The sequence below is a fragment of the Microaerobacter geothermalis genome, from assembly GCF_021608135.1.
GTDB lineage: Bacteria > Bacillota > Bacilli > DSM-22679 > DSM-22679 > Microaerobacter > Microaerobacter geothermalis.
This window is the reverse complement of sequence record NZ_JAKIHL010000057.1, coordinates 1-14495: the sequence shown is the minus strand read 5'-3', so window position 1 is coordinate 14495 and position 14495 is coordinate 1. Positions and strand designations below refer to the sequence as shown.

Annotated in this window: 16 protein-coding genes and 1 pseudogene; 2 read left to right on the top strand and 15 right to left on the bottom strand. The window is 40.0% G+C overall.

The window, feature by feature from the left end:
• Positions 1-360: 360 nt before the first annotated feature.
• From L1765_RS15175 to L1765_RS15165, 3 genes are all read right to left on the bottom strand, one after another.
• Complete coding sequence (locus L1765_RS15175) at positions 361-579, bottom strand: hypothetical protein (RefSeq protein ID WP_236408333.1); 219 nt, start codon at positions 577-579, stop codon at positions 361-363.
• A gap of 157 nt (positions 580-736) precedes the next feature.
• Positions 737-1156: an OsmC family protein gene (locus L1765_RS15170; RefSeq protein ID WP_236408332.1), complete on the bottom strand. Its 420-nt coding sequence runs from the start codon at positions 1154-1156 to the stop codon at positions 737-739.
• A gap of 15 nt (positions 1157-1171) precedes the next feature.
• The gene (locus L1765_RS15165) at positions 1172-1819 is read right to left on the bottom strand and encodes a stage II sporulation protein M (protein WP_236408331.1); all 648 of its coding nucleotides are present in this window, start codon (positions 1817-1819) and stop codon (positions 1172-1174) included.
• A gap of 107 nt (positions 1820-1926) precedes the next feature.
• On the opposite strand from L1765_RS15165, the gene pdaB reads away from it, so the two are divergent.
• On the top strand, positions 1927-2691 hold the full coding sequence (gene pdaB / locus L1765_RS15160) for a polysaccharide deacetylase family sporulation protein PdaB (RefSeq protein ID WP_236408330.1): 765 nt from the start codon (positions 1927-1929) through the stop codon (positions 2689-2691).
• Positions 2692-2882: 191 nt separating this feature from the next.
• Here pdaB and L1765_RS15155 read toward each other — a convergent pair whose 3' ends face one another.
• On the bottom strand, positions 2883-3584 hold the full coding sequence (locus L1765_RS15155) for a KinB-signaling pathway activation protein (protein ID WP_236408329.1): 702 nt from the start codon (positions 3582-3584) through the stop codon (positions 2883-2885).
• 182 nt (positions 3585-3766) lie between these two features.
• Here L1765_RS15155 and gerD point away from each other — a divergent pair, with 182 nt between their 5' ends.
• Positions 3767-4393, top strand: a complete 627-nt coding sequence (gene gerD, locus L1765_RS15150) for a spore germination lipoprotein GerD (protein ID WP_236408328.1) — start codon at positions 3767-3769, stop codon at positions 4391-4393.
• Positions 4394-4510: 117 nt separating this feature from the next.
• On the opposite strand, the gene L1765_RS15145 is transcribed toward gerD, so the two are convergent.
• From L1765_RS15145 to L1765_RS15095, 11 genes and pseudogenes are all read right to left on the bottom strand, one after another.
• Positions 4511-5581 carry an Mrp/NBP35 family ATP-binding protein gene (locus L1765_RS15145; RefSeq protein WP_236408327.1) on the bottom strand — a complete coding sequence of 357 codons (1071 nt, stop codon included), beginning with the start codon at positions 5579-5581 and terminating at the stop codon, positions 4511-4513.
• 62 nt (positions 5582-5643) lie between these two features.
• Complete coding sequence (cwlD, locus tag L1765_RS15140; protein WP_236408326.1) at positions 5644-6387, bottom strand: N-acetylmuramoyl-L-alanine amidase CwlD; 744 nt, start codon at positions 6385-6387, stop codon at positions 5644-5646.
• Between the two features lie 115 nt (positions 6388-6502).
• Positions 6503-7654 carry a sulfate adenylyltransferase gene (gene sat, locus L1765_RS15135; protein WP_236408325.1) on the bottom strand — a complete coding sequence of 384 codons (1152 nt, stop codon included), beginning with the start codon at positions 7652-7654 and terminating at the stop codon, positions 6503-6505.
• Positions 7638-8354: a phosphoadenylyl-sulfate reductase gene (locus tag L1765_RS15130; protein WP_236408324.1), complete on the bottom strand. Its 717-nt coding sequence runs from the start codon at positions 8352-8354 to the stop codon at positions 7638-7640. The genes sat and L1765_RS15130 overlap by 17 nt, the downstream gene beginning before the upstream one ends.
• 118 nt (positions 8355-8472) lie before the next feature.
• The gene (locus tag L1765_RS15125) at positions 8473-9414 is read right to left on the bottom strand and encodes an ArsA family ATPase (protein WP_236408323.1); all 942 of its coding nucleotides are present in this window, start codon (positions 9412-9414) and stop codon (positions 8473-8475) included.
• Positions 9415-9425: 11 nt separating this feature from the next.
• Complete coding sequence (locus L1765_RS15120; RefSeq protein ID WP_236408322.1) at positions 9426-9689, bottom strand: cory-CC-star protein; 264 nt, start codon at positions 9687-9689, stop codon at positions 9426-9428.
• 19 nt (positions 9690-9708) lie between these two features.
• Entirely contained in the window at positions 9709-9984 is a 276-nt protein-coding gene (locus L1765_RS15115) for a hypothetical protein (RefSeq protein ID WP_236408321.1), read from the bottom strand.
• Positions 9985-10141: 157 nt separating this feature from the next.
• Positions 10142-11884 (bottom strand): carbon starvation CstA family protein, encoded by a 1743-nt coding sequence (locus L1765_RS15110; protein ID WP_236408320.1) that lies wholly within the window; start codon positions 11882-11884, stop codon positions 10142-10144.
• A 256-nt stretch (positions 11885-12140) separates the two neighbouring features.
• The gene (locus L1765_RS15105; protein WP_236408319.1) at positions 12141-12683 is read right to left on the bottom strand and encodes a PepSY domain-containing protein; all 543 of its coding nucleotides are present in this window, start codon (positions 12681-12683) and stop codon (positions 12141-12143) included.
• A 107-nt stretch (positions 12684-12790) separates the two neighbouring features.
• Entirely contained in the window at positions 12791-14170 is a 1380-nt protein-coding gene (locus L1765_RS15100; RefSeq protein ID WP_236408318.1) for a sensor histidine kinase, read from the bottom strand.
• Positions 14160-14366 (bottom strand): annotated as a pseudogene (locus tag L1765_RS15095) (winged helix-turn-helix domain-containing protein); the annotation flags it as partial. The pseudogene L1765_RS15095 and the gene L1765_RS15100, both read right to left, overlap by 11 nt.
• Positions 14367-14495: the final 129 nt, after the last annotated feature.

The window sequence follows — 14495 nt, the reverse complement described above, 5'->3', positions numbered from 1 at the left end:
AAGTTTAATCTGCTCTTCTATCCTTATGAGTCCCTTAGACTCTTCCTTACTCCATTTGAATCTTCAGGGTTCGCTTGGCTTCTGCACTGTTCAGTTTTCAAGGTACATCTTTCTTCCTTCCCTCTTCACCGCCCCATCGCGGCGACAAGAAGTATCTTATCATATCCGTATCAATAAATCAACTGGAATTTTTATGGAACATCGATACAGGATGATAAGTATCCATTTCTACAGGTCATTCTGTAGCCTTTGATAAATTAACATATCCTGCACAAATCTGTCAAGCTCCTCAAAATCCCATTTTATTTATAAATACATTAAATATATTTTCCGCACTGTAAATTCACGTATGTTCAAGAACTAATGATATTTTTTGCTTCTTACATATTTCACTAATTCCTTTGGTTTTGCCATTCTTGCATACATGCGAAATACGATGTGATATCTTTCTTCAATGGCTCTACGAACGACTCCGTCAATTCTTTTGTCCGTTAGGTCAAGCATCATCTCTTCCAATTCTTTTCTGAGCAAATACTCTAATTCATAGCATTCCTTTTCATTAAAAAGAAATCCTAACATCACATCCACCCCAGTCCTAATGACAGGTAGTCCTCATCGTTTAAAAAACCCCTATAAGTCAAAACTCATTAGGGGAATTTTTTTCTTTCCTAACAGGGACATTTCACCTGTTTCGATTTTTAACTGCATTCATATTATGGCAATTTTATTTCATACTTTATTCATACTGAATTCCATTTATTTCAAACGAGGTGGTTATGTCAGCATTTAGAGAATTGGATGCTGAGCAATATTTGTCTCTGGTCAAATCAACAGCTCTTCTTACTTTATCTTCCGGAATATTTTCCCCCGTCAATTTATAATGAATATGAACTTTAGTAAATCTTTTGGGGTAATCGTTGGCCCTCTCCCCGTTAATCTCCATGGAAAAGGTTTCAAAATCAACTCTCATTTTTTTCAACGTTAGAACGATGTCTATTCCGGTGCAACCACCCACTGCACTTAATACCAATTCCATCGGTCTTGGCCCAGTATCTTGACCTCCCACTTCCGGTGCTGCATCCATAATTATGGAATGTCCGGAACCGCCTTTCGCCTCAAATTGAATATTCCCGTTCCAATTTACCTCTACTCTCATAGCAGTCACTCCTCTTTAAAAAATATAATTGCTTTGGGGTAAAAATATCGTGATAATCAGCGGGGTTATTACCGTTTCAATCCACGCTGCAATAAACAGTAGAACCACAATACCAACTACTAATCTCGGCAATTCCTTTAAAGTAACTAAAAACTTTTCCTTGGTTTCTGCTCGAATATCTTTATTCCATAGGCTCCTCATCAAATGAAACATATGAACACCCAGTTTCATTCCAATGGCTGCTGCCAGAAGTATCGCAAACAATTCAACTACCCCATGGGGAAGTATGCCGGAAAACAGCATAGAAACTGGATCCCCTCCACTGTTGGCATACATCTTCAGTACAAAACCCAACACGACTCCGTTTATAAATACTAAATATGCCGGGATGAAGCCGAAAAATAATCCCAATCCAATCATGGTAAAGGCAGCTAAAACGTTATTGATAAATATACTTTGAAACATAAACCAGATGCTGTGACGCTCCTGTATTTCCTCAGCTAGCCTCTTCATTTTACTAAAAATCTGTTCCAATTGGTCCTTAAAATTTTGCTGAATAAAATCCAGAGTTGTATAGCCTGCAAATATACCCACCAAAAGAAAAACTAAACTGATGGCAATGTACTTTTTCTTCGTTTTTATCGAGGTAAAAAACTTACGCATAACTGCCTCCCTATTTTTTGCTGAAAAAGATAAAGCACAAGCATAACCTTGTCTTTCCATCATATTAATGTAATGGACAAATACATTTCTCATGGAGGTGAATCCAATTGAACTTCTTCTTGGTGCTCAATGGAAAAAAATTAAAACAAGTGCTGATCTTGGCAACAGCTTTTCTATTCACGATCGGAATCGTATTTGCAGATAATGAAAATATTTCCGTCTTCTCCAGCCAAAATTCCCCTACTGCCATTTATAAGGTAGATACTAAAGAAAAGAAAATTGCCCTTACTTTTGACATTAGCTGGGGAGAGGAAAAAGCTGCACCTATCATAGACATATTACAACAAAAAGGAATAGGAGACAAAGTGACCTTCTTCTTATCTGCTCCTTGGAGCAAAAATCATCCACAAGTGGTGAAAAAATTAGTGGATATGGGTGCCGAAATCGGATCCCATGGCTATAAACATGTAGATTACAGCCGTCTAAGTGATGAAGAAATCAAGCTGCAAATAAAAAAGGCGGAAGTCATCCTGAAAGAAGCAACTGGAAAAAAACCGACCCTCCTTAGAACACCTAACGGCAACTTTGATAAAAGAGTACTAACCATTGCCGAAAGCCTCGGATACACCGTTATCCAATGGGACACCGATTCAAAGGACTGGCTAAGTCCCGGAGTGGAACAGATCGTAAATAATGTAATCCGCTCCGCCCATCCTGGGGATATCGTATTGCTTCATGCCAGTGATTCTGCAAAACAGACGGAGCAAGCCCTTCCCATTATTATTGATAAATTGCGCCAGCAAGGATACACCTTTGTAACCGTCTCTGAACTGATTGCAGGAGCTAATGTAAATGTAAAAGAATTGGATTAGCTTAGAGTACGGGGCCCTCAAAACATCTGTATATTTGAAAGATGGAGTCAGTTTGAGGGCAAATTCCCGTTCTTTAGCCTAACAGCTTAAGCACGAACTCGAAGTCTGTCCTTAGTGAATTCTTTGATATGAAAATACCTTTTCATATCAATTTGTGACCCTTCGGGTCATGTAAGTTTAGTTCCGTCTATCTAGTTTCTTTTGCTATTTATATCTGATTTTTTAATCGTTGTCTTTACCCCAGCTGATTCCCTCGATTTCCTTCTTCCTTTTGACCCCGTTGACTCCTTCATCTCTTCTGATGTTTCCGTTTCAACCAAATGATGAAGCTTCATCACTTGCCATGTATTACAGGCCATCAGTGGAATCAGCATAAAAATCATAGACCTTATGTTGTTTTCCCGAAGGGCAGGAACCCATTCAACGATCGTGACCACAAATAGAAAAAACAAAGTAGGAATAAATGCTTTCTGATTGGTCTCCTTCACCTTCCAAAGGGAAACCAGAACAGCCCAAGCAAATAACAGGCTAGGAATCAGAAAATATTCCCAAATGGATTGGTTATTTCCAAAATAAATTTGCCTTACCAAAGCAAAATCAATAAAAACGACCACCGTCACGATGATCTGTATCCCCAGCCATAAATAAGGCCTTCGAAAAACGGCCAGGCCAAATCGATGTACCCATAAGTAAGCAAAAAAGCCCATCTGACTAATGACACTAAACATCATCCCTGCACCAAAAAATCCCAAAATACCCAAAAGAAGATTTATTATCCCAGAGGTAAATAAGGATTGTTCAGTTGCTTCCATCACTGTCCCTGTAATCAACGCCGTTAAACCGCCGATCAAAAGAGTTGTCCCAAAGAGGTAAAGCCATTTCTTCAATGTCATATCGGTCCCTCCACGAAAGAAACATTCGATTCGATTGTACCAACTTCATCAACAAATGACCACAAAAAACTACGCAAATTCGCCTTCCTGTATGGAAGCAACAGGCATCTAAAGGGTTTTGGTTAAAGAGGGGAAAATTGATGCATATTAAGAAGAACAATGGATGTGAAAGGAGAATATCAATGTCATTATCATGGAAGGTCATCCTATCATTCCTGATTGTTGCCCTGCTCGCAGCGGGCTGTACTCAAAAGCAACAGCAATCTTCTCCTGATTATAATGAAACTAAGCAAATGGTATTGGATATTTTGCAAACAGAGGACGGGAAAAAGACAATAAAAGAGATTATGAAAGACCCGAAATTAAAAACAGAGGCGTCGATGGATGAGATGACCATTAAAAAAACCGTTCAGGAAACTATCCTTAGTCCAGAAAACCAAAAAAAACTACAGGAAACCATGAAAGACCCAAAATTTGCTGCTGCTCTGGCAAAGACTTTGAAGGAAGAGAATAAAAAACTGTTGAAAGATCTAATGAAAGATCCGGATTATCAAAAAATGATGATGGAAGTACTAAAGGATCCGGAATTTGAAAAAAACCTCCTTGATTTAATGAAAAGCAACGCCTATCGCCAACAAACCATGAGCGTGATGAAAGATGCTTTGGAAAGCCCCTTCTTTAGGCTGGAATTAATGGATCTATTGAAAAAAGTAAACGAAGAGATGATGAAACCCGAAAAGCAACAGAAAAAAGGGGGTGGCAGCGCTTCTAGCGGAAGCGGAGGTGGCGGAGGTGGCGGCGGAGGTTAATAAGAAGGGAAAACTATAAAAACCTTAGCAAAATAAGAGCCTAATCAAGAGAATTTATATGTTCTCCCGTTAGGCTCTCACCTTATGTTGATCAATAGATGCGGAAATAAGTTTTCTTTATCTTTCTGCCACTTTTTTCGCCAGTTCCATGTAAATGCCGCCGATGGTTGTTTCCGGTTTATAAATGGAAGGAGAGAAATCCTTTTCTTGGGGGTGGGTTTCCGGTTGTCCGATAGGAATCTGGGCCAGAAGCTCTGTACGAAGCTGTTCTGCCAATTTCGCTCCACCGCCCCGTCCAAAGATATATTCTTTTCTCTCACAGCCCTCACATTGGAAGTAGGCCATATTTTCCACGACACCGATAATTTCGTGATTGGTTTTCATAGCCATGGCTCCCGCCCTTGCCGCTACAAAAGCTGCCGTTGCATGGGGAGTGGTAACAATAATCTCTTTGCTTTGCGGAATCAGGGTGTGTACATCCAATGCCACATCACCCGTTCCCGGAGGCAGGTCAAGAATCATATAATCCAATTCACCCCAATGAACTTCAGTAAAGAAATTACGGAGCATTTTTCCTAACAATGGACCTCTCCAGATAATCGGTGAGTTATCCTCCACAAAAAATCCCATGGAGATGACCTTTACCCCATGTCTTTCAACAGGAAGGATCACTTGATCCAAAACCGTCGGGCGTTGTTCAATGCCCATCATATCCGGAATGCTGAAACCATAAATATCAGCGTCAATGATACCTACCTTTTTCCCCAAACGGGCAAGTGATACAGCCAAGTTAGCTGAAACGGTGGATTTCCCTACACCACCCTTTCCGCTGGTTACAGCAATAAAGGTTGTCTTGGAACCTTCTGCCAACAAGGGGGAAATTGCCTGATGGGGTTGCTGAGATTGCCCTCCTCTTAGCTGAGCAGCCAACTCAGCCCGTTCCTTATCGGTCATGGAGCCAAATCTTAAATCCACATGGGAAGCCCCGATTTCCTTAAGGGCTTTCATGATATCATCCTCAATTTTTGCCTTAAGGGGACACCCCTGGATAGTTAAAATAATGTCCAAACTGACGCGGTCCCCATCAATCTTAATGTTGCGGACCATATTCAACTCTACCACGCTTCGCCTTAATTCAGGGTCTTCAACTCCCCTTAAAGCTTCCAGCACTTTTTCTTTTGTTAGCACCTTCAACACCTCTACTTTGCATCAAATACAATCCCTTATATAAATTATATCATATAATCCGTCTAGTCCAAGTTTTGACCTTCTGGAGGAGTTTCTCCTGAATAATAACGAAGTATACCTTGATAAATAGAGAGGGCTACTTTCTTTTGATACTGTTCCTTGCTTAATAAATTGGCTTCCCTTGGGTTGGATAAAAATCCGACTTCCACTAGAACCGCCGGTATCTCTGAAGATTTTAACAAAAATACATCGCTTTTTCGTTTTGCCTTCCGGGTCGTATTTTGTAATGTTCTTCTGATTTCATCTTGAATCAAATATGCGAGGATGCCATTTTCTTTCCTCCCTGGATGATAAAAGGTTTGAGCCCCGTACCACCTTTGCGAAGGAAAACTGTTTAAATGAATGCTGATTAACAAATCTGCTGCTTTATCTTTTATTATTCTTGCCCTATTATGTAAATCTTCTGTTTTTCTTCGAGATAATCCTTTCGTATTCTCAGAAGCCAAGTCCGTATCTGCTTCCCTGGTCATAATGACCAATGCTCCGGCCTCCTGCAAAAAATCCCTAAGATAAAAAGAAATAGGTAAGGTTACATCCTTTTCTACCAAACCGTTTTTGCTGACTGCACCACCATCAGGTCCCCCATGTCCCGGATCAATAGCAATAACAACTCCAGAGAGAGGAAGTGTGAATGCAGACCTGCCAATGTCGGGTATTTTGTATAAGAAAACTACGGCTAAGACAGCTAAAGAAAAAAGGGATAACAACAGATAAGTAATCCCTTTTTTATTCATATCCCATCTCATACGTTCACCCACCTTTGTACACCCTTCTTTTCTAGGTCATTATATGGGACGACACCCAAAAAAATAACCACTGTCTGAAAAAGAAAGACAAGGCGAACACCAAATTGGAAATATTCTATTTAAGTCCGTACATTAAGATCGTCGCCACCTCTTCGCGTGTAAACTCTTTCGGTGGTTTTACTCCTTTTTTAAGCATGGATCTTACCCTTGTTCCAGAAAGGTTCAAGCGGTCTTCATCCGAATGGGGACAGGTTTTGTAAGTGGCCATCCCTTCACAACGGTAACAATAAAAGCTATGTTCAAAAAACAATGGGGTAATTTCCAATTCTTCTGGTTTAAACTGGGAAAAGATGTGTTGTGCATCGTAGATTCCATAATAGTTCCCTACTCCAGCATGATCTCTGCCTACGATAAAATGGGTGCATCCGTAATTTTTCCTTACAATGGCATGAAAAACGGCTTCTCTGGGTCCCGCATATCTCATGGCTGCCGGGAATACACCCAATACAAAGCGATCCTGAGGAAAATAGTTGGTTAAGAGGACCTGGTAACTCTCCATTCTTACTTTTGCAGGAATATCATCAGCCTTCGTTTCTCCTACCAATGGATGAACAAAAAGTCCATCCACAATTTCCAGAGCAGATTTTTGAATATATTCATGGGCTCGGTGAATGGGGTTTCTCGTTTGAAATCCGACAATGGTTTTCCATCCTCTTGCTGTAAACAGGTGTCTCGTTTCTTGAGGGGTAAGAGAAAAGCTTGGAAACTCCTTTGTTCGCTGCTTAAGTAGAATAATGGGACCGCCAATATATATGGAACTCCTTTTAAACAATTTCCGGACTCCCGGATGACCAATCTCATAGGTTCCATAAATGAACTTCGCTTCTTCCACTTGATTTATTTCATATTTGCTTTCTACATCCATCAATCCGCAAATTTCTTTGGCACTATTTACCAGAGCCACTCTATCCCCTTCTTGAATCTTGGAGGCCAGCTGTTCATCAACTGGCAGAGTAATCGGCAAGGGCCAAATCAATCCATTTGGCAGCCGCATCTGATCTATAACCTGAGCATATTCTTCTTTAGTCATAAATCCCTTTAATGGTGAGAAGGCACCCATGGCGATACACTCCAAATCCGAAAGAGCCCAATGATCCAATGGGACTTTCACGCTCTCTATCCCTTCCTCCAGGAGGATCTCTGTTTCCACCTTTTCACACTCTCTATTCATCAGAATTCCCCCGTGGGGATTAAGAAGTTGGTCCATTTTTGTCACCCCATCCATGTAATCCGCATTCCGTTTTCATCAATCCTCTCCATCTGCCGGACCTTCTGTCTTCTCCTTCTTCTATCGGACTGGTACAAGGAGCACAACCAATGCTTGGGTAGTTATGATCATGTAAAGAATGATATGGAATCCGATGTTGATTGATATAATACCATACTTCCTTCTCTGACCACATAACAAGGGGATTAATTTTGGTCAGCCTAAATTTATAATCCCATTCTACAATCCTTGCGTTCTGACGAGTGATGGATTGCTCCCGTCGGATTCCGGTAATCCATGCTCTTAATCCCGATAATCTATGGGTAAGGGGGTCAACCTTTCTTAACTGGCAGCAAAGTTCAGGATTGGTATTCCACAGATCCTTCCCATAGTGCTTTTCCTGTTCTTCAAGGGTGAAAGAGGCAGCAACGGCCTCAATGGTGATTCCATATCTCTTTTCTGCCATTCTTTTTATTTCATACGTCTCAGAAAAATGGAAAGAAGTATCGAGGAAAAATACCGGAACTTCCTTATTCAGCTTCATCATCATTTCTAACAAAACCATATCTTCAGCTCCAAAGCTGCATGCTAGCGCCAAATCAGGCATATACGTTCCCAATGCCCATTCCAAGATTTCTTCAGGCTTTTTTTCTGCAAAACCCGTGTGAAGTTTTCCCAACTGTTCTTGATATTGTTTCATCATCATATCCCTCCTTTTTGCCTCTATGTACTATTATTCAAAAGCCCAGGAGGGGTGAATAGTCTGTCAAAAAAATACAACCTATGCCCGATGACAAAGGTTGTACGATTGATAGGTATTAAAGTTGGCTTTCAAAACAATTGGCAATTTCATTCAAAGAGGACAATCCATAGACATCATGATCCAGCATGGGGACATAGTGAATCTTTTGCTCAAGAAAACTCTCTTTGATTTGCTGAAGATAGATCCGTTCCTGTTTTTTTCTTTTTTGAAAAAAGAGATCCTGGACATCCTCCGGAAGAATCCGGTTTACAATCAATGAATCGATGGAAATTTTATATTTCTGCAACAACGAAATCGCCTTCTCCGTCTCCACAATCGGCAATCTTTCAGGGATCAACACAAACACAAAAGACGTGTTATTTTGATCCAGCAAAATTTCCCTTGCTTCCTTAAACCTCATTTTTCTCTGAGTCAAGATCCGGTAAATGGGATCGTCAACGGGCTCCTGATCATCCATCAGCCACATGCGATGAAGTTCATTTACTTTTTCACGCCTTGAGATCATACTGTCTATCCAAACTCCCATCAGCTCGGGTAGGGATAGAAGACGGATGGTATGACCCGTAGGGGCCGTGTCAAAAACAATTAAATCGTATTCATGGATTCCTTCCCGGATGATATCTACCATTCGGTCAAAGAGTGCCGCCTCATCGGCACCGGGAGAAACGCTGGTGATATCGATTTGCCGATGAATTTCATCCATCATTTTGGGGTGGACGATTTCACGCAAATTTTCCTTTACTTGTTGGATATACCGATGGGTTTCACGGTGGGGATCGATCTCCAATGCATAAAGAAGAGGTGCTGCCTCAGTCACTTCATGACCTATTTTTTTGCCGAAAATATCCCCTGTATTATGGGCAGGGTCGGTAGAAACAAGGAGGGTCTTTTTCCCTTTTTTTGAGGCAAGCAGCGCAAACGCAGAGGCTGATGTTGTTTTTCCTACCCCCCCTTTGCCGCCAAAAAAGAGAATTCGCTTCTTCAAATGTTGAATCATATCATCACCTTCTAGCAGCAGTGAATACCATCAATCGGGGATTTTTCCATCCCCATTCTAATATGCCATTCATGAAATTTTTCATAGATCACCGGATACAATTCCAATGTATAAAAAGAGACGGGATTAGGGATGCCTAGTATCTCTGAAAAACACAGCAGCATAAACATGTCTTCTTCCTCGCGATGCTCCCTCTTGAGGGCCGACCGATAGGGAACCATAAACATATCTTCATAAAATTGTTTTAACAGCAGCATTTTCTCCTTCCAACCCATCGCTACCCCTCTTTTCTTTCTATCTTTTTGTCAATTCAGTTTCTTTTTCAATAAATAACAGGATCTCGTGAAGTTCCGGAACCTTTCCGATGCTGACCAGTTTCCCATTGATAAAAACCGCGATGGTATGAAACCCCTTTGTCAGCGAATGAAATATTTCACGACAACTCAGCTGATTTTTTATTCCCTGACGAACAATTAATACAAAAAGTAGAATAAAATTGCGGGGATCAATCACTTCGACGACAACTTTGCCGCCGAAGTGATTTTTTATCCCTCTATACAGTACTCCCATTTTCTCCATAATTACTCTGCGTTCGCGGAAAGGTTGATCATCAGCATAGGTGAGGACCTCACCCGAAATACGTCCGCATCAGCCGCTGTTTGACATCTGCTGATCGCTTTCACGTACCAATAACACATGTAATGGATCCAAATTGGATCACCTCCGCTCACGCAGTTAAATCCTTATCGATCTGACTGTAATCTTTTCGATTGGTAAAGGCAGACCATGCTTCAAGAAGAATCCAAAGGGCAAAAACAAGAATGACAGAGCCAAGAACAAAGAGGAGCATCTTACCGTCTTGTCCCATCCACTCAAAGAATACCTGCTGAACCATGGCCCAAATGGTCATGAAAAGCAGGAATGCCATCGGAATTAAAGTTGGTAAATAGTTTCGTCCAAGCTTCTTTAACCAAATGGATACGATTAACAAACTAATTCCAGCAAGGAGCTGGTTGGATGTACCAAAAAGGGGCCATAGTAAGTAACCCCCTGAGCCAAACCCGTTGGCACCACCAGGCGTTAATACAAGCAACGTACTAGCTCCTACGGCGATGGATGTAGCGACATGAGTTCTTGTGATAGCAGTAAATTTATATTCTTTTCCAATTTCTGCAATGATATATCTCATAAGCCGAATAGAGGTATCCAGGGTGGTTGCTGCGAAACTCACCACAATGACGGCCACGATGGTTTTAGCCACATCTACAGGAATCAGTAACCCTGTAGCCAATTGGGCGGCACCACCAACAAAGCTGCCTAACCCACTGGCATTAGCCGCTCCAAAGTTGGTGTATTTCGCCAGGAAATCCCCCTGGGTACCAAAGAAGGTGGCCACGGCGATAATTGATATTAAAGCAAGAACCCCTTCTCCCACTGAACCTAAATAGCCGACAAATCTAGCATCTGTTTCCTTATCCAGCTGCTTCGAAGTAGTCCCAGAGGATACCAGGCCATGGAAACCGGAGATGGCTCCGCAAGCAATGGTAATAAACAGAAGGGGGAACCAGGATTTATCCGTTACATTTCCATTTACTGCAGGAGCGGTCATTTCTGGAGAAAGGATAAACAAGCCAGCATATAGCACCAATAACCCGATTACCAACTGGTGGGAATTAATGTAGTCCCTCGGCTGCAGCAGCTTCCAAACAGGCAAAACGGAAGCAATATACCCGTAAGCCATTAGGATCACAATCCATACCAGGAATGACATTTCCACACCATTTAACCCAAATAAAAGGGTGGCTTGTTCTCCTCCAAACCACTTGGGCAAATCAATTTGCAAAGCAGTCACTTTACTGGTAATAATCGCTGTGCCATACATCACGACGAGGGCAGCGATGGAGGGCCAAAATAATCCTCCTTTCTTTTTGTAAACCATATAGCCAATCCAAATGGCTAAAGGAATTTCAATAAAGACAGGAAGTACACTGGCCGGGAAAGAAATAAACAACTTTGAAATCACCCAGGCAAATACCGCATTCACCATGAGTACAAGGATCAGAATGATAAACAAAAATAAGAGCTTTGCCCTCTGACCAATGATACGGTTGGCTAAGGTTCCCATCGATTGACCCTTATGACGGTTTGATATAACTAAAGTCCCAAAATCATGAACTCCGGCAGCAAAAACAGTACCCAATAATACCCATAAGAGAGCAGGCAACCATCCCCAATATACCGCAATAGCCGGCCCGACAATTGGTGCTGCTCCAGCAACTGAAGTAAAATGGTGTCCCCACAGTACATGCTTATTGGTTGGCACAAAGTCAACACCATCCTGGAATTGATGGGCAGGCGTCACGTAATTGGGGTCTAAGCGATAGATGCGCTCTGCGATGAACTTGGAATAATAGCGATATCCAAGGAAAAATACTAAGATTCCAAACAATGCAACCAAAACTGAATTCAACTGGATGACCTCCTTTTTGAAAACGTTATCATTTTTTAAAAACCACAATATGAAGTTTTTTCATCTCACCTCCCTGTTTGTTCTTGTAACCATTTTATTATATTAAATTTCTGTCTATTACAATATTATAAATATTTAAGATATTTTTCAATGGAAAGAATCGTAAAAATGAGTACCTAACTCCATTGTGAGGTGTTTGAATTCTCGTCATACTGAAACCGGGATACCCCTATGGAAAGGATATCCCGGTTTAATACTACTCTTCTATCGCTTCATTGATATTGTTATTGTCATCGTCATTTATATTTTGGTTTTCCTCATCTGTACTGCTTCCTTCTTTTTCGTCATCTACTTCAGACTTTAAGATTTTTCCCGTATTTGCATCAATTTTAATATCATAATTTTTTTGTGGAGTTTGTAACTCTACTCCATAAACAATGGTGCCATCTTCATTTTCCAATTCAACATTTAGAACTTTTCCATCCTTTTGTGAAGATAAGGCAATTATTTTCGCTTCTTCTTTACTAATTTTTACATTTAACTTTGAAAGGTTAATGTTTTCCTGATCCTCCTTATCTACTTTTTCAGCAACTACTGCACTTTTTGCAACGGAATTGGTGTCGGCAGCAAAAACCTTGGCATTAGTTAATCCATACGAACCAACTGCAACTCCCACAGCAACGATTCCTCCCAAAGCAAGGGTAAGTATTCTCTTTTTCATGAACATCCTCTCCTTTTTCATTTTTGATGTACTTAAGTTCTCATCTTTTAAATCTATCAGTCTCACCCCCTCTTTCATTCGTATAAAGTTAGTATAGTAACACTTTCTTAAAACACTATTAGATAAACATTAGAATTTCATTAGAAAGAGCCTGCAATTTCCTACAGGCTCTTTCTAGAAATGCTCTATTTTAATGGGAGAATTATCATGATATTTGTACCTTTTTCAGGAGCGCTATTAACAGAAATACGTCCCCCGTGATTATTAACAATCCATTTAACAATGGACAATCCTAATCCGCTTCCTCCTGTACTTCGTACCCTTGACTTGTCCACACGATAAAACCGGTTGAATATCAGGGGGATTTCTTCTTGTGGAATTCCTATGCCATTATCAGAAATCATAATCTTTGCATGATCTCCATCATGGATGGCATTAATTTCTATCTTTCCACTTTCTGAAGTAAATTTTATACTATTATCAATAAGAGCTCTCAACATTTGCTTAAGCAGCCTTCGGTCTGCATAAATACGTTGAGAATCATTTTGGTTAGAAAAGATATCTCGATCTGGAGCCAAAATTCTACTCTCCTTTAAGACCTCATTGATTAACTCATTTAACCAAAATTCTTCTTTTATCAGCTTCTGGGTTCCGCTTTCACCTTTTGCCAGGAAGAGTAATTTTTCTATGAGTTCCGTCATATTTGATGTTTCATTTTTTATTGCATCTATTGACTCTTGAAGAACTTCCCTATCTTTCTTTCCCCATCTGTCCATCAGATTAATATATCCTTGGATAATGGAGATTGGCGTCCTAAGTTCATGGGAAGCATCGGACACAAACTGACTTTGTCTTTCGAAGGAAGATTGCAGTCTGTCAATCATTTCATTAAATGTCCTTGCAAGTCTTGTGAGTTCGTCATCAGGCCCCTTAACCTCTATTCTACTATTTAAATCATGAATGCTGATACTTTGTGCTGTTTTAGTGATATTGTCGATTGGTTTTAATACTCTTCTACTTATAATAAAACCTATGAAAAGTGAAAGGATAATGCCGATAGCATCGGCCATAATCATCAATAAAAAAAGAATTTTCATAAATCCATATTCATTTTCCATATCTTTTACAACCTGCAGATAGATTGTTTCTCCATTATTTAGTATAACTTTGCTATTTCTAAATACCAAATGGTTTTCCCCAGCCTCTATTTTTTGAGTTCTATCTAAAGGGGTGGTTATAGGCATTCCGATGTTATAGTCTTCTGAAGAGTTTATGATCTCCCCATTTTTATCTGCAATATTAATATCTACATTTTCATTAAATTGAATTTCCTGAACGAATTCTTTATCCAATGGCTCTTTTTGTTCGTTGTCTGAATCCTTCAATTTATCAATCATAATATTACTTGTATTTTCCACCTGCTGGAATGCTTGGTCATCAAGAAAATACTTTACGCCATAAAGAATAGCAGCATTTAATAAAATTAAAACTAGTGAAAATAAAAAGGCATAAATTATCGTTAATTTTAAAGAGATCTTGGTAAACCTTAAAAAATTAATACTCATTTATATTCTCCTTTAGAATATACCCAACTCCCCTAATGGTATGAATAAGTTTAGATTTAAACGGATCATCTATTTTACTGCGCAAATATCGAATGTACACATCTACAACATTTGTATCACCGATATAGTCATAACCCCAAACCTTTTCTAATATTTGTTCTCTGGTTAAAACAATATCCTTGTTTTTCATTAGAAATTCTATCCTGAAAATTAACTCGTTGCACGAACCAAAAAAAACAATACAAAACTAACCCTAGGCCTTACAAAATATGGTTAGGGTTGAAGAGCGATGATTCCTATCGTTTGTGTCAAGATGCTTCTGATT